Source organism: Celeribacter sp. ULVN23_4, assembly GCF_054788345.1.
Window position 1 is genome coordinate 178385 of sequence record NZ_JBTVYO010000004.1, and the last position, 15767, is coordinate 194151.

Annotated in this window: 15 protein-coding genes; 11 read left to right on the top strand and 4 right to left on the bottom strand. The window is 58.5% G+C overall.

What is annotated here, in order from left to right; genetic code table 11:
• Positions 1-307 precede the first annotated feature (307 nt).
• On the top strand, positions 308-1294 hold the full coding sequence (locus ACYBHZ_RS11550; RefSeq protein ID WP_460274432.1) for an alpha/beta hydrolase: 987 nt from the start codon (positions 308-310) through the stop codon (positions 1292-1294).
• 304 nt (positions 1295-1598) lie between these two features.
• Here the strand turns inward: ACYBHZ_RS11550 and ACYBHZ_RS11555 are convergent, their stop codons facing one another.
• From ACYBHZ_RS11555 to ACYBHZ_RS11565, 3 genes are read right to left on the bottom strand one after another with little or no spacing between them, the layout of a single operon-like run.
• On the bottom strand, positions 1599-2828 hold the full coding sequence (locus ACYBHZ_RS11555; protein WP_460274433.1) for an alpha/beta hydrolase family protein: 1230 nt from the start codon (positions 2826-2828) through the stop codon (positions 1599-1601).
• Positions 2829-2863: 35 nt separating this feature from the next.
• A complete protein-coding gene (locus ACYBHZ_RS11560; protein ID WP_460274434.1) occupies positions 2864-3730 on the bottom strand; it encodes an aldo/keto reductase family oxidoreductase in 867 nt (288 codons plus the stop codon).
• Between the two features lie 25 nt (positions 3731-3755).
• Positions 3756-4379 (bottom strand): NAD(P)-dependent oxidoreductase, encoded by a 624-nt coding sequence (locus ACYBHZ_RS11565; RefSeq protein ID WP_460274435.1) that lies wholly within the window; start codon positions 4377-4379, stop codon positions 3756-3758.
• Between the two features lie 110 nt (positions 4380-4489).
• Here ACYBHZ_RS11565 and ACYBHZ_RS11570 point away from each other — a divergent pair, with 110 nt between their 5' ends.
• Positions 4490-5086: a TetR/AcrR family transcriptional regulator gene (locus tag ACYBHZ_RS11570; protein WP_460274436.1), complete on the top strand. Its 597-nt coding sequence runs from the start codon at positions 4490-4492 to the stop codon at positions 5084-5086.
• A gap of 142 nt (positions 5087-5228) precedes the next feature.
• On the opposite strand, the gene ACYBHZ_RS11575 is transcribed toward ACYBHZ_RS11570, so the two are convergent.
• Positions 5229-6200 (bottom strand): LysR family transcriptional regulator, encoded by a 972-nt coding sequence (locus ACYBHZ_RS11575; protein WP_460274437.1) that lies wholly within the window; start codon positions 6198-6200, stop codon positions 5229-5231.
• Between the two features lie 141 nt (positions 6201-6341).
• Between ACYBHZ_RS11575 and ACYBHZ_RS11580 the strand changes: the two genes are divergently transcribed.
• From ACYBHZ_RS11580 to ACYBHZ_RS11620, 9 genes are all read left to right on the top strand, one after another.
• Positions 6342-7625, top strand: coding sequence for a TRAP transporter large permease (locus ACYBHZ_RS11580; protein WP_460274438.1), 1284 nt, complete (start codon positions 6342-6344; stop codon positions 7623-7625).
• Positions 7626-7672: 47 nt separating this feature from the next.
• Positions 7673-8647, top strand: a complete 975-nt coding sequence (locus ACYBHZ_RS11585) for a TRAP transporter substrate-binding protein (protein WP_460274439.1) — start codon at positions 7673-7675, stop codon at positions 8645-8647.
• A 127-nt stretch (positions 8648-8774) separates the two neighbouring features.
• The gene (locus ACYBHZ_RS11590) at positions 8775-9329 is read left to right on the top strand and encodes a TRAP transporter small permease (protein ID WP_460274440.1); all 555 of its coding nucleotides are present in this window, start codon (positions 8775-8777) and stop codon (positions 9327-9329) included.
• Entirely contained in the window at positions 9326-10519 is a 1194-nt protein-coding gene (locus ACYBHZ_RS11595; RefSeq protein WP_460274441.1) for a M20 aminoacylase family protein, read from the top strand. Before ACYBHZ_RS11590 ends, ACYBHZ_RS11595 begins: the two co-directional genes overlap by 4 nt.
• The gene (locus ACYBHZ_RS11600) at positions 10506-11876 is read left to right on the top strand and encodes an MmgE/PrpD family protein (RefSeq protein WP_460274442.1); all 1371 of its coding nucleotides are present in this window, start codon (positions 10506-10508) and stop codon (positions 11874-11876) included. The genes ACYBHZ_RS11595 and ACYBHZ_RS11600 overlap by 14 nt, the downstream gene beginning before the upstream one ends.
• A complete protein-coding gene (locus tag ACYBHZ_RS11605; RefSeq protein WP_460274443.1) occupies positions 11873-12376 on the top strand; it encodes a DUF3237 domain-containing protein in 504 nt (167 codons plus the stop codon). Before ACYBHZ_RS11600 ends, ACYBHZ_RS11605 begins: the two co-directional genes overlap by 4 nt.
• A gap of 584 nt (positions 12377-12960) precedes the next feature.
• A complete protein-coding gene (locus ACYBHZ_RS11610; RefSeq protein ID WP_460274444.1) occupies positions 12961-13233 on the top strand; it encodes a hypothetical protein in 273 nt (90 codons plus the stop codon).
• Positions 13234-13462: 229 nt separating this feature from the next.
• Positions 13463-14134 carry a CPBP family glutamic-type intramembrane protease gene (locus ACYBHZ_RS11615; protein WP_460274445.1) on the top strand — a complete coding sequence of 224 codons (672 nt, stop codon included), beginning with the start codon at positions 13463-13465 and terminating at the stop codon, positions 14132-14134.
• Positions 14135-14422: 288 nt separating this feature from the next.
• Positions 14423-15661 (top strand): alpha/beta hydrolase family protein, encoded by a 1239-nt coding sequence (locus ACYBHZ_RS11620; protein WP_460274446.1) that lies wholly within the window; start codon positions 14423-14425, stop codon positions 15659-15661.
• Positions 15662-15767 lie beyond the last annotated feature (106 nt).

Sequence of the window (15767 nt, forward strand, 5' to 3'; positions counted from 1 at the left end):
AATGCAAGGTCGGGGCGTCGTGGACAACAAGAGAGTAAGAGATGATGCGTCGCGCGTGAGCGATACTGCTCGTCATTTTCCTACCAGTTTCGAAAACTACGGATGTGGGCCGGTGAGGTGTATATTGAACCAAGTTCAGGCACCTTCCGCCTGTTCAACTTTGCAACATGAGCTGCCAAGCGATGGGTACAGTTTCCGCAGGCTAGCTCGCTTCATTCGGCCCGCCCGTCTCAGATACCTGCTGCTGATTTGGATCAGTACCGGTACGTTGGCGGCATGTACGTCACGACCCGGGCCAGATTTTCTTTTGCCACAGAATGTCGCGCTTCCGGCCGGTGCCAAAGTGGTGACGGTGGACACGGTCACCAATCGCGACAAGCCCGTAGATGCGCTATACGCCTATAGCGCGGACAGGAATATAGTAGCCACCTATGCGTCGTTTGATATCGCAATCCCCCCCGGCCATAAGACTGGCGCTATCGAATGGGCGCGTTCCGGGGAGCGGGCGGATCCGAGCGACACGTTCGTAACGCTAGCACGAATGGATCTGGATCGCAGATCATTCTCTTCCACGCACGCACCCGATGCCGAGGGGCTCTATGTCCATGGGTTCAACACGAACTTTCAGGAAGCTCTCTATCGTGCTGCTCAGTTATCAGCCGATATGGATATCGACGGCGATCTGGTGCTGTTCGCATGGCCATCCGAAGGGCAAGCGACGGCATACCTTGCCGACAGGGATGCTGCGGATTTCTCCAGAGATGCGCTTGCGGAGCTTATGATCCAGCTCGTGGATGCCAGAGCCTCCAGCGAGCCCTTGCCCGTTCTGGCTCATAGCATGGGCGCACGACTGACGATGGAGGCGTTGCGCCAGCTAAGCCTGACAGGCCGCAAAGATGTCATCGATCGGCTCGAGGTTGTCCTGGCAGCCCCCGATATCGACCTTGATCTGTTTCAGGAACAGATGTCGGTGATCGGCAAAACCCGCTATCCTGTCTCGATTTTCGTTTCGTCCGACGACCAGCTCTTGGGGCTATCCTCGCGTCTTTCTGCGGGGCGTCCACGGGTCGGGCAACTTGATGTAACCGATCCCTCGGTTCAAGCCATGGCTCTTCGTCTCGGTCTTCGCGTCATCGACATAACCTCGCAGCCAAGCGATGAGATCGCGCACAGCCGGTATGTCGGGCTGGTGTCGAGTAACGAGGCGCGAAGAGTGCGGGCTTCGGAAACCGGCCTGCAAACGTCAGGAGTTTTCGTTTTCGACTGGCTCGGTCTTGTCTTTCACCGGAGCTAACTCGCCAACACGCCCCCCTGTTCAGTGTGAGTGCCACATAGCTTGCATAGCTACTGCGCGCTATGACGTCGTAAGAGGCATTCACTCAAACACCGGACACCGGACACCGCCAAATTCGTATTACAGCCAGCGGCAGTGATAATAAGGGGGATGATCCAATTTTCGGATATCCCCCTTAAAGCGTTTTTCAAAAAACTTGAGGCACTCAATTTTTGAGAAACGCAGCAATATCAATTCAGTGTGGCAACGTTTTTCGCTCAATCTAATTCAGATTAAACGAAAAACGCTTTAGTTTCGACTTCAGTTAGAGCCGTTCGGCCAGCCAGTCAAAGATGTCCTCGGTCGCGCGAGCGTAACCACCGATCTGGCAGTGGGACTGCGCGGTCGAGGTCTCATCGAACAACATGTATTCCTTCGGGCAGCTCAGTGCCTCGAAGAACGCCGGGGCGCCCTTGAACACCTCGGCCGTGCCGTCGAGGACCAGGGTTTCGCAGGTCACCTGATCGAGGATCGCGGAGTTGTCATAGTCCGCCAGAACCTCGATCACATCCTGGATGGTGTTCGGCACACCGTGCTTCCAGGCGTAGTCCTTCACCAAGTTGCGCATCTGTTCCGGCATGGCCGCCAGCGGCTTGTCCGCGACCATCTTTAACCGCTCGACGATACCGCTGCCCCAGCTGATATTGCCGGGGTCGGCGACGCAGACCTTAATGCGCTTGTCGAAGGCTGCCACGCGCGGCGTCAGGAACCCGCCAAAGCTCAGCCCCATTGCACCGATACGGTCGGCGTCGATCTCGGGGAATTTCTCAAGAGCGAGGTCGAGCATCGGCGTGACGACGTTTTCCCAATCCGGACGGAAGGTGAGACCGTTCAAACGCAGGGCAAACCCCTGCCCCGGCCCGTCATAGACCAGGCAATGGATGCCGCGTTGCAACGCGCCCTCATAGACCCAGCGGGTATCGTCCGCGAATGTGTCACGTCCGGGCGTGATGATCAGCAGCGGTGCCTTTTCACCCGCCACAGGCGAGCGGTAGAAATAGCCGGGAAGGAAGCTGTCGCCATAGGGGAATTCCACGTATTCGCCGGGATAGCCGGAAAGGTCGAGGTAGCGCTTGTAGCACTTCATGCTGGCGACCGCGTAGTCCTTCATCCGCGGGTCCTCGAAATCGCTGTAATAGAGCAGCGCGCAGCGCCAGTAGGTCGATGCCCTCAGATATCCGGTGGACGCAGAGATCGTGTTGCCCTTGGCGTCTGCCGCCTCGGCCCGTTCCTGCAAGCGTTGCGCCAACTCGCCCCAAGCGTCCATCCAGATCGCTTCATCGCTACCCTTGAGCTGACCGATGACCTCAAGCACCTCGCCGAGATCGGTCATGCCATAGGACATGAGGCTTAGGATATGCTTGGTCAGCGCGTCGATCAGGACGTTCGAATTGAAAAAATCCGGCGCCGTCCAGTGTTTGCCGCCAAATGTGGGGGCTTCGGCGGCTGCGCCGGGAATGCGCGGCCCCGGTCGGGGGGTGCTATCAGCTGTCATTGGTATCTCCTGTTCAGATATTACGGTGGCGCGGGTCAGTCGAGTTGATCCAGTTCGGCAAGTGTTGCGTCAGGCAACACCAGCTCTCCTGCCGCCAGGTTTTCCTTCAGATGCACGACCTGCGAGGTTCCTGGGATCAGCAGGATGTTCGGAGCACGCGCCAGGAGCCATGCGAGAGCCACTTGCAAGGGCGAGGCCTCAAGCCGTGCGGCAATGGCGGAAAGCCTGTCCGATTGAATTTGGTTGAACCCGCCCAACGGAAAGAAAGGCACATAGGCGATGCCCTGCTTCGACAGAATGTCGATCAGGGCGTCATCGGCGCGGCTGACCAGATTGTAATGGTTCTGCACGCAGACCACAGGCGCGATACGCTGCGCCTCCTCAATCTGCGCTTCGGTGGCGTTGCTCAGGCCCAGATGCCGGATCAGCCCCTGTTGCTGCAACTCCGCCAGGGCAGTATAGCGCGCTTCGATCAATCCTTCGGCCGGTGCCATGCCTTCGCCCTCGATGATGCGCAGGTTCACCACATCAAGGACATCGACGCCGAGGCTTTTCAGATTGTCGTGAACGGCCTGAACCAGCTTCTCAGGCTCCTGCGCGTGTTCCCACGATCCGTCCGCCCCTCGCAGCGCACCGACCTTGGTGACAATGACCAGATCGTCGGGATAGGGATGCAGCGCTTCCCGGATCAGTTCGTTCGACACATGCGGGCCGTAGAAATCGGCGGTGTCGATGTGAGTGACACCGGCCTCGACGGCAGTGCGCAAAACCGCGAGCGCCGCGTCTCGGTCCTTCGGTGGACCAAACGCGCCCTTGCCGGGAAGTTGCATCGTCCCATAACCCAAGCGGGTCACGGAACGGTCGCCAAGTCGGAACGTCCCAGCGTTTGAAGTATCCGTCATTGCTTTTTCCTTGTTGCCGGGCCGCTCAGTAAATGAGCAGCGGTGTTTGATTGAGAAAGTCGGGCGATTTCGCCTGCTTGAGGATGAAATCGGCGACATCTTCGCGGGAAATCTTGCCGCCCTTGATGCCCCGGAGGTCGGTGAGCGCGCGGTATTTTCCGGTATGCGGTCCATTGTTCAGGAAGCCGGGGCGCACGATGATCCACCGGGCGATGCCCTCCTTGATGATGCGCTCCTGAACCGTTTTGTCGGCATACTGCCGTTTCAGAACCAGAGGCATGAACACCCGGTCATAGAGGAAACCGCCAGAGCCTTTGCTGTCGCCAGAACCGATCCCGGTAACGGCAATCAGCAATTGCTCCGGCCCGAGAGCGGCCGCCAGGTTCTTCGCCGAGCGCGAGAACATAGTCACTTCTCGGGTGACATTCTTGGTGCCCAGACAGTCACATACGACCTCCTGACCGCGAACGAAATCCGCGACATCCTTAGCCTGCGTGGCATCACCCTTTACCACGCGCAGGTTGGGAGCGCTCATGGGCATCGCGGACGGATCCCGCGCCAGAACTGACACTTCATGCCCGTCTGCGAGCGCGGCACGAACAAGTGCGAGGCCAATCCCACGCGTAGCACCAATGACTGCGATCTTCATGAAGGCTCCTCTCTGCATCTTCAATTTCACGACTCACAAATATTGCACTAAGTGTAATTTTGCAATAGGTGCAAATTTACAAGCTGTGCAGATTGCGATAGAGCAAGGCCATGACGCAAAAACGACAAGAATCCTGGCGAGAAACCAAACGACGTGAGACGCTTGCGCGGATCACGGAGAAGGCACTTGAGCTGTTCGCTTCAGACGGCTTCGAGGCGACAACCCTTGATGCAATCGCCGAAGCGGCGGGAATCTCACGGAGGACGTTCTTCTATTACTTCCGCTCGAAAGAAGAGATATTGGGAGCATGGCAGACGGGATTGCCTGAAGCACTGCATGAAGCCATCCTTCAGCATCCCTCCGACCGGCCTCCGCTAGAACTCTTGCAGCGCGTTCTGACGAGTAAAATGGCGCTGTTTGATCCCGCACAGGCGCGGATAATCGACCAGATCATCCGCTCGGACGAAAAGCTTCGGGAGAGCAACAAGACGAAATACCTACGTCTGGAAGAAGCAGCCTTCTCCGCCCTTCGTGAACGCTGGCCTGACGAGGAAAGACGCACAGAGTTGCAGATTGTCGCTATGATCTCAGTGGGGGCTTTGCGCTTGGCCATCGATATCTGGGCCGAAAACGATGGAAAAGAACCTCTCAAAGAATGCGTCGAGGATGTGTTTGGCAAATTGAGAACCACTCTTGACGCGACCTAAAGCGTTTCGACTTTAACTTGATCTATCACATAAAGTCGAAACGCCCGCTCCGCTTGGACGTTGCTCCGCGTTTCTGCTCAAACCCTGATTCAGGTTTAAGCCGAAACGCTTTAGCTTTACCCTTGGCTCAGAGCCATAAGAATTACCCCTCTGGAAAGAGGTCCTGTAGGGTTAGTCGCAATGACTCCTTAAAGACCTCGACGACCCTACGCTGCGGATTGTTTTCCTGTTCAAGGCAGACCAACTCAATATCGGGCAGGCCCAAAACATTTCGCATAACGATATTATCGGTTCCGAGGGCCTGGAAGACCAACTCGTCCGTAATGGCCACACAATCGAGCGCTCTGGCAAGTCCAACCGAAAATGAGGGCGTGAAAGAGGTCATAACCCGCGCGGGTCGGATGCCTGCGTCTTCGAAAGCCTTGAGGATCATCCCCCCTATTGGGGCAGAAGGGCTTGGCAAAATACAAGAATGATCGGCAAAATCTTCCAGCGCCACCTTGTCGCGTGCTGTCAGAGGATGGTCCTGCGGCATGACCGCAACCAACCTGTTCCGGTGCATCGGCGTCACCTTCAGGCCGGGAAGCGCTCCGAGGGCGCCAGCGACACCGATGTCGATCTCTCCGGCCCGGATTGCCCGGATTTGTTCAACGGCGCGCCCACTATCAAGTGTCGCCTCCGTCATTGGCACCTCGTTTCGCCAGCGCGCCAACGTCCTAGGCAACAAGTCGAAACACATCGAGGGGGCCGCCATAATCCGCAGAGGTTCTGCCTCCCCAGCCAGGATTGTCGCGATGCTCTGCTCAACATAGCTGAGGCGCTCGGCTAGACCTGCGGATTCGGCGTATAGGCGATTAGCCTCCCACGTCGGATCTATCCTCCCCGGTTCACGCGTGAAGAGGGTAAACCCCAATTCATCCTCCAGCACAGCCAGATGGCGACTGACGGTCGGTTGCGCCATCCTGAGTCGTTTGGCGGCGGCAGAAATACTGCCAGTTTCCATGATCGTGCGAAAAATTTGAAGCCGATGGATGTTCAACCCACCTCGGGAGAGACGACTCATGGCTAACCTTTCCGGATTTTTGCTGTTTTTTTGCGCAGGCGGGCTGATCAAGAATAATTTTCTGAAAGCCCGAGAAACTATAAACACCTTTAATTATCGTACACTCCATAGCTAATAGCTATGGCTTAATTAAAATATTTACATTGTGATATATATCTCCGATCCCCTTTGGTGAATCCAAAGGAGACCCCCATGCCTGCATTGCCCCTCTTATTCCTGATTCTGACCGTCCTGTCGGGTGGCGGGATTGCCTATTTTGTCGGTAGCGCCACGGTGCTGGCCTTTGTCACTGAGGATCACGCCCGTTTTCTTGCCGCCCTGCCGCAACGGGTCATGGGGCAGCTGAATGTTTTCGCCTTCTTGGCTATGCCGCTGTTCATCCTGACAGGCGAGTTGATGAACCGAGGCGGCGTCACCGAGGCATTGATCAAGTTCTCTATGTCGATCATGGGGCGTTTCAAGGGCGGGCTTGGCCATGTGAATGTACTGACCTCCGTCTTCTTCGCGGGCGTCTCCGGCTCGGCCACGGCAGACGCCGCAGCTCTGGGCAACACTCTGGTCCCTGCGATGGAGAAGGAGGGTTACACACGCGACTACGCCGCAGCCATTACCGCTGCCTCCTCGATTATCGGACCAATCATCCCGCCCTCGGTCATCCTGATTTTCTACGGCGCGCTCATGAATACCTCGGTCGTGGCACTGTTTGCCGGCGGCATCGTACCCGGCCTGCTGCTGGCCGCCGTGCTCATGGTGATCAATGCAGTAATCGCGCACCGGGATGGCCATCCCGGCGGCCGCAGCGCAGAGCTTCCGGCCTTCCTCCCCGCGCTGTTGCAGGCGCTCCCTGCGCTGTCGCTGCCTATCATCATCATGTCAGGTATCCTACTGGGCATCATGACCCCCGCTGAAGCGGCGGGCGTGGCCTCTGTCGCGGCGCTGATGGTGGGACGCTTCTACGGCAAGCTAGGGATGCGTGACGTGCTGATCTCGCTGCAGCGGACCGTGGTGTTGACCGGAGCGGTCTTCATTATTCTCGTAGCCATCGCCACCTTCGGCTACCTGATGTCGATTGAGCGCATCCCGCAGGCCATGGTCGCCTGGGTCGAAGCGATGCACCTGGGCAAGATGGAATACCTGCTGCTGCTGAATGTGATCTTCCTGATCGCCGGCATGCTGATGGACGTGAAGGCTGCGCTGGCGCTTCTGGGCCCGTTGCTGATCCCACCGGCGATCCTGCTGGGTGTCGATCCGACCCACATGGGCATCCTGATTGGTTTCAATCTGACCGTGGGCCTACTGACCCCGCCGCTGGGGGGCGTGCTGCTGATTCTCTCTACAGTTCTGAAGATGAACTACTGGCGCCTTGTCCGCGCGGTATTGCCCTTCCTCGTGGCCGAGCTGATCCTGCTGGCCGTACTGATCCTCTTCCCCGAAGTGACGCTGACCCTGCCGCGCTTCCTCGGGTTGATCAACTGACCCGCCCCCTTAGATAACCAGAACCTCTCGACAGGAAAGAACATCCGATGACTTTCAAAACCCTGCTTGCCTCAGCCGCGACGCTGGCCACACTGACGGCACCCGCCTTCGCCATGGATCCGGTCAACTTGGCCTTCGCCGGCCCCGAAGACGCCAAGGTCGACGGCGAATACGTTTTCGCCGCAGCCTTCCGTGACAGCCTGGCGGCGCATGATGTCGATGTCGTGATCAACCCCAACGACACTATGGGCAAGGAAGACGAGCGTCTGGACCAGGTGTCCACCGGTCTGATCGAGGTGAACCTCGGCAATCCGGCGATGCTTTTCAAAGTGTCTCCGATCTCCTCGGCACTGTACTTACCCTTCATGTTCGACAGCGAAGCGCAGATGGATGATGTGGTCGCCGAAAGCGGTATCCTCGACCAGATCAATGAACAGACCACCGATTATGGCGTGATGATCCCGGGCTTCAATATGCGCGGAGGCCTTGTCGGCGTCTTCACCACAGATATCCCGGTCACGAAGATGTCCGACCTCAAAGGAGTCCGCCTACGGGCCCAGAACGGCGAGCAAATCAAATTCTTCGAAAGTTGGGGAGCCAAAGGCACCGTGGTCAGCTTTGCCGAAGTGCCGAACGCGCTGCAGACCGGCGTGGCACAGGGATACTTCAACCCGGCTTCCACGGCCATCAAGGCACGTCATACCGACATGTTGAAGGACTTTGTGCCGCTGGACGCCATGCCGGTGGCCCGCGTGATCATGCTGTCGGCGGACTGGTACGATGGCCTGAGCAACGAGGAGCAGGGCTGGGTCGATGCGGCTGTCAAGGACGGGATCGCTGCCAACCGCGCCTGGTCCGCAAGCTATGGTGCCATGTTGATCGACGATCTGAGCGATCTGGGTGTCACCGTGACAACTCTGGAACCGGGCGAGCGCGACAAGTTCGTCGATGCGTCCAAGGCAGTCTGGGACAAGGCGGCCGATCCGGAGATCATTCAGGAGCTGGAAGGCTATCTGAAGTGATCCCCTGGTGCGTGTTTCGGCACGCACCAGAACTTGCAAACACAGATCACACCGCCGGGCGCGTCAGTTCTCGCCCCCATTCAAGCTCGCATCACGCTTCGCAGGCGTGCCAGCGAAAGGATTCTCCATGCTAACCTCTACCTCCAGAAAGCTAAGCGGCATCAGCCGCCGCCTCAACATCATAGTGCTAGGCTGCGGCTGTGGCTTTCTGCTGGCTATGGTCGTGCTGATCTGCCTTCAGGTGGTGGCGCGCTACGGCTTTGCCTCGCCCCCTGCCTGGACCGAGGAACTGGCCCGCTACGCGATGGTCTGGGTCGGCCTGCTAGGCGCGAGCGCGTCCTTCTACGAACGCTTCGATCCGGCTCTAGTGAACATTCCTGCCAGCGCACCGCGCTGGCTGAAGCTGGCGACATCGGCGGTGCGGGCGGTGGCACTGCTGCTCTTCCTAGTGCCGATCCTGTGGCATTGCTTCTTCGGGCCGGGGATGAATTTCACGCGTGGCTTTCTGAACCGCAACATGACCATGATGGCGGAAACCGTGCCGCTGCCGATGATCTGGGTTGCGCTGGCAGTGCCCGTCTTCATCGCGATTACCTTCCTGCACGGATTAGCCCGCACCTTCAGTACCCTAGCGGGCACCGAAGACGCCGACATGACGACTGACGAAAAGGCCCAAAAATGAAAACCATCGACGCCACAACTGTTGCTGCGGACAGCGCGTTCATCTCGCGTTTGACCGAGATCAGGCACGACATCCATCGCCATCCCGAAACCGCCTTCGAGGAGGTGCGGACCTCCGAACTGGTGGCATCCTTTCTGGAGGCGCGGGGCATCGAGGTGCATCGTGGCCTAGCGCGCACCGGTGTGGTGGGCGTGCTGAAGGGACGCCACCCAGGCAACCGTCGCATTTCCCTGCGCGCCGACATGGATGCGTTGCATATCGAAGAGAAGACCGGCAAGCCCCATGCGTCAACCGTGCCGGGCAAAATGCATGCCTGCGGCCATGACGGCCATACCGCCATGCTGCTAGGAGCGGCCGAAAAGCTAGCCGCCGATCCCGATTTCGCGGGCACGGTACAGTTCATCTTCCAACCCGCCGAAGAAGGTCTCGGCGGTGCACGGGTCATGATTGAGGAAGGTCTGTTCGAGCAGCACCCCTCAGATGCGGTTTACGGTCTGCACAACATGCCCGGCACGCCTGTGGGCGAATTCCGCACCCGGCCCGGCGCGATGATGTCGGCAGGTGACACTTGGGAACTGACTTTACGCGGCACCGGCGGCCACGGCGCGATCCCGCACAAGGGCACCGATCCGACCATGGCGCTGGCCAGCTTTCTGTCCGGCCTATCTTCTATAGTGGCACGCAATGTCGAAAGCTTCGACAGTGCGGTGATTTCGGTCGGCCATGTCGCCGCCGGTGATTTCAACAGCCCCAACATCATTCCCGCCGAAGTGCGCTTGCGCGGCACCGCGCGGACCTTCCTGCCCGAGACCCGCGATCTGGTGGAACGTCGTTTGGCGGAGCTCGCTCAGGCCGCCGCTGCCATGCACAACTGCGAGGCTGAACCGAACTTCATCCGCCGCTATCCGCCGCTGGTGAACTGGCCCAAGGAAACCGAGCGCGCCGTGGCCGCCGCGCGGGCCACGGTCAATCCAGACCTGGTGGATGGCGATGCCGCCCGCGTCGGAGCCAGCGAGGACTTCTCCTTCATGTTGGAAAAGGTCCCCGGCTGCTTTGCAAATGTAGGCAACGGTGCAGACAGCGCCTTCGTGCACACGCCGATGTACGATTTTAACGATGAGGTGATCCCCTATGGCGTCGCCTACTGGCTGAACGTCGTCGCTGAAGAGATGTCTCATGGAGCAGAGTGATCCCTCAGTCATGCGGCTGGCCGCATGGGCGGCGACTACAGATGCCTCCGCCCCTGCCCTTGACACCACTCACGCTGCTGCAGCCTTTACGGATACGCTGGCCTGCATTCTCGCCGCGCGCGGCGACCACGCGACACAGGCCGTTCTGAAGGCCGCAAAAGCCACCCATGGGTCGGGCCCTGCTGCCATCTGGGGGCAGGGGCAATCTCTGTCACCCGCTGGTGCGGCGCTAGTGACAGGTACTGCTGCCCATGCTCTGGACTACGATGATAACTTCGCCCCAGCGATGACCCATGCGAGCGCCGTGATGGTGCCCGCGTTGCTGGCCATGGCGGCAGGGCGTCCGGCCATCGCCGGGAGCGCTCTTATGCAGGCTTACGCAGTGGGGCTTGAAGTCCAAGCCCGTATCGGCGCGGTTATGCACCCAGAGCACTATGGCGCTGGCTGGCATTCCACCGCGACGCTGGGCGCCATTGGTGCCGCGGCGGCCTGTGCCCGCCTCATCGGTGCAGATGCCGACTCCATGGCCTGCGCCATGAGCCTTGCCTTCTCGCAGTCCTCCGGTTCGAAGCTGCAATTCGGATCCGAGGCCAAGCCTACCCATTCAGGCCTTGCCGCTCGCGCCGCCGTGACAGCCGCCGCACTCGCCGAGGCCGGACTGGGCGCCAAAGCCGAGTTTGTCACCGGCCCATGGGGGCTCGCGGACCTCTTTGCGGGCAATGATCGCAATATGGATCTGGCGGACCTTGGCTCCAGCTGGGCCCTGTTAACAGACGGGTTAATGGTCAAGCGTTTCCCCTGCTGCGCCGCATCACATCGCGCGCTGGATGGGGTCGAAACGCTGATGCAAACTCATGGCATCACCTTGAACGACATCGAGCGGATCGAGGTCGAGATGCCTGATGTTCTAGCCCGAAACCTGCGCTTCGACGCGCCCGAAAGCGCGTCTGAAGCGCGCTTCAGCCTATCCTACCCGGTGGTGCAATTGCTTAAAGAGGGCAAGGTATCCCTGTTTCACTTTACCACAAACGCGGTCGCCTCCCTTGCCGACCGTGAAGCGCTGGCTCGGATTATTCGCAAGCCCGTGCCCCTTGGGCCAAAGGGCATTCAGGGCGTGTACGTTGTCGAAGCCACGCTGACTGATGGCCGGATATTGCGCCACGAGCAAGTGGCTCTGGCGGGCACCATTGCTCTTCCTCTGAACCAGCACCAAATGGACACGAAGTTTGCCGATTGCCTTGACTGGGGCGGGCTATCAGACCGTAAGATCGAATTCTCGTCCGCGCTCACGAGCCTTTCGGAAGCCGACGACGTGCTGGCCTGCCTTGCACCGCTTGCAGAAGGAAATCTTAAATGACCCCGGATTTTGCTCAGCAGATGCAGATTCTCGAAACAACACCGGTTCAGCCGCTTGGGCATCGCCTCCTGTGGGAAGCTGCGATCCAGATCGGTCCTCGGATCGAGCTCGGCCGTGGACCGCATGGGAATCGTCGCCGGATCGATATCCTTGGCGGCAGCTTTCGCGGTGGTCCGGAGTTTCCGAATTTGAGTGGCCGCGTTCTGGCGGGTGGTGCTGACCGACAACTCGACCGCTTGGACGGCACGCGTGAGCTAGACGCGCTCTATGATATAGAGATCGAGGACGGCACGATCCTAACACTGCGTAATCGGGTGATCATTGACGACCATTCGTCCCCCCAGCGCTATGCTATCTCTAACATCTCAGTCGTGGCTCCGGAGGGGCCTTGGGCTTGGCTCTCACGCCGGATCATTGTTGGCACCTTGCAGTCGCAGCGGCCCACGTACGATGCAGTGGTCATCCGCGCCTTCGAGGTCTGCTACGGCGAAACGGTATAATGAGCAATCTTCTGAGAAGGCAAACTATGGCAAGTGGAGATCGTCAAAGTTTCGTCGTGATGCGGTGCGTATAGCGCAGACGAATGGTCTGAGCCTGACACGGTGACATTATGAATTCGTCTTATGTTGTGTTCGAAAAGCGATTGATGCGCCACAGAAGGGCAAAACACTTCACTCCATGGGGAGATGTTCCTCATATTGGAGCCTATTCCGCCTAAGGGCAGAATGCCCCCCTCTTCTCATGCGCGTTTTGGGTTTTCCTGACACAATGCGAGGTGGCCGCGGGAATTCGGACTAGAGCTTAAGGTAGATCGCATTGGAAACGACCCGCGAGGAGATGACGCTGGCCGACCTGTCGAAGACGTACGGCGATCACCCGAACATGATCAACGGCTGAAAGTGTGCGGCGATTGACAACATGGCGCAGACTTTCGATCTGGGTAAATCCAATGAGGCGCGCGCATCCGAGGTCGAGAAACTGAGGTTCATGGAGCTCCTCCATTGCCCAGCAGGCGATTTGTAACACAAATCCGCCGAAAGGAGACAAGCCATTCTTGGAACCGCCGTGGTACGGATCTCAGCAGATGGCGCGCTACATGCAGCGGCAGGCCCCCAAAGCGCGCGTATTGTTGAGACAGATGCAAGCCGCGCCGACTGCGAACCGCAGGTTCCACGTGTCCGACCTGTGTCATTTGATCGGGCATGCTGCCTATGAAGCGTGGGGTCTCGATGTGATCCGCAAGTTTGGGTTCAAAGGTTTTCGGCGACCTAAAGCGTTTCTACTTAAACCTGAATCAGGGTTTGAGCAGAAACGCGGTGCAACGTCCAAGCGGAGCGGGCGTTTCGACTTTATGTGATAGATCAAGTTAAAGTCGAAACGCTTTAGGCAGGTTGATCATCCACAACTCGTACGCCTTCCAGTATCAAGATCCAGTCTGCAAGTATAAAGGCGGCCAATAGGGCGGTGGATTTTACCTAACTTTACCTCATCTTGATCCCATATAACCTTCGCTCTGTTATCCTCACCCGCAACGTAAAGGCCATCATCTCTCGGCCTTGCCGTGCACTGAAGAAGGGAAATAGATAATGGCTTCAGTGACTGACTCAGGACCACAACCTGCGGAGAGACAACGTCTTTGGCTCGAGTTTATTGGCCTGTTCGTCTCGACACCCATCGTGGTGGCGATATACCTGCCACCATCGGCGATGCTCCTCGTTCTGCTCCTTTTTACGGTAGTGGGCCTGCTCCTGCTGCACCGCACGCCGGATTTTCACTGGCGTGATCTGACCGTTGGCTGGCGACAGATCGAATGGCGGATTGTCGCCTTTTTTGCTCTGGTCACAGCAGCGGTGAGTTTCGCTATCGTGGCGCTCGTGGTTCCGGAGGCCTTTCTGGTGCTCTGGCGTCTCAATCCTGTCGCTTGGCTGGTGGTGATGGCACTTTATCCAGTGCTTTCGGCGCTACCGCAAGAGTTCTTGTTCAGACCGCTCTTCTTCCGCCGGTATGCTTCGATTCTCCCCCAAGGAACCGCGGCACTTTTCCTGAATGCAGGGGTCTTCTCACTCGCGCACTTGCTCTACTGGAACTGGGTCGTCGCCGCGATGACCTTCGCCGGTGGACTGGCCTTCGCATGGGCCTACCAGGTCAAACGCTCGTTCCCGCTCGCTGTTGCCTTGCATGCAGTTGCCGGCAACATCCTGTTCACGGTCGGGACGGGAATGCTGTTCTACACGGGTACCATTGAGCGTCCGTTCTGATGCGCATGGGTCTCACGAAATTCAAGCGACAAGCGATCATCCTTGTATGCAATGTCAGTCGGTCACCTTGCGTGACTGAAACGCACCGCTCGGGAGCGGCTGTGATGATTGACGCAGGGAGTGATGCGGCATCGACCCAAGCACATTACCTGACCTTCTCGCACTCCGGAGTTCTGGAAGGTCTCGGGCCACTGGCTGACTTCGTCGCCATGAACTGACGGCAGCACCGCTAAACCATGAACTGTCAGGACGCGTCCAGGACGGTCACTCGAAAGAAGGAACAAAAACATGAACGCCGAGCGTCCAATCCCTGATCTCTCGCAGCATCTCATATCCGAGACGCATTGGACTTCAACGAAATACAGCAAACACATGCTGATGGATGCCCTCGTGAAGCACATCCTCAGCCTGATGCCCTATGGTATGACAGATATCGGGGAAGTTCTCGAAGTCGTCGGCTTGCTGAGGCCAGGGGACGAGGAGCGCTGGATCAGCACTTGGGGCGCCATGGCCCAAAGGCTTCAGACCCGCGCGGAGGCGTCCGAGCGAGCCGGCAAAACCGTCAGCGCCGGATCCGCCTACCTTCGGGCCTCCACCTATTGGCGCGCCTCGCTGTTGAATTTCAGCACGCCGGGCGATCCTCGCCTGTGCGACTACGCGCTGGCCAGTGCACATTGTTACGAGCGCTCACTCAAGCTATCCGGCTACCCTGGCGAATATGTCGAGATTCCATACGAAGACAGCTTCCTACCGGGACACGTCCACCGCTCGCCACTCGCTGCGGAAAATGCGCCATTGCTCATCATCACGCCGGGGCGTGACACTTGGGCCGAAGACACTCGTTGGGTTATCGATGGGGCGATGAAGCGCGGGATTCATTGTCTGGTGTATGACGGCCCCGGTCAAGGATATGCCTTGCGGCTGTATGACATGAAGTTCCGCCCCGACTGGGAGAACGTCATCGGCCCAGTGGTCGACTTCGCCCTCGCACTACCTGGCATCGACAAATCCAGAATTGGCCTGATGGGGTTGAGCTTCGGCGGGTTCCTCGTCACCCGCGCTGCAGCATTCGAAAAGCGCGTTAAGATCTGCATCATGGACCCCGGCAACATCAGCTGGGGGCAATCGATCATTGGCCATTTCCCCGGCTTCATCGCCGATGCGCTGCTCGAACGGCGCGGCAAGACGATCCAGGGCCTGGTTTCGTGGGGGCTGGAGCGCTCGCCTGTCGGCTGGTTGATCAAGGACTATGCCTGGAAACACGGCGTGCCTGTCCGCGAGGTCTTCAAGACGCTGCTGGCATACGACAACACCGATATCGCGGGCAGGATCGAGTGCGAAACGCTGGTGATGGATGGCACCGGAGAAATCATCCCCGGCAAGGCCAAAATTCTCTACGATGCGCTGACCTGCCCCAAGCACTACATGCTGTTCGACGAAACCACGACCGCACAGTCGCACTGCCAGATCGGCGGCTACGCCACCGGCACCGAGATGCTTTTTGACTGGATCGAAGATCACCTGTGACCTAAAGCGTTTCTACTTAAACCTGAATCAGGGTTTGAGCAGAAACGCGGTGCAACACCCAAGCGGAGCGGGCGTTTCGACTTTATGTGATAGATCAAGTTAAAGT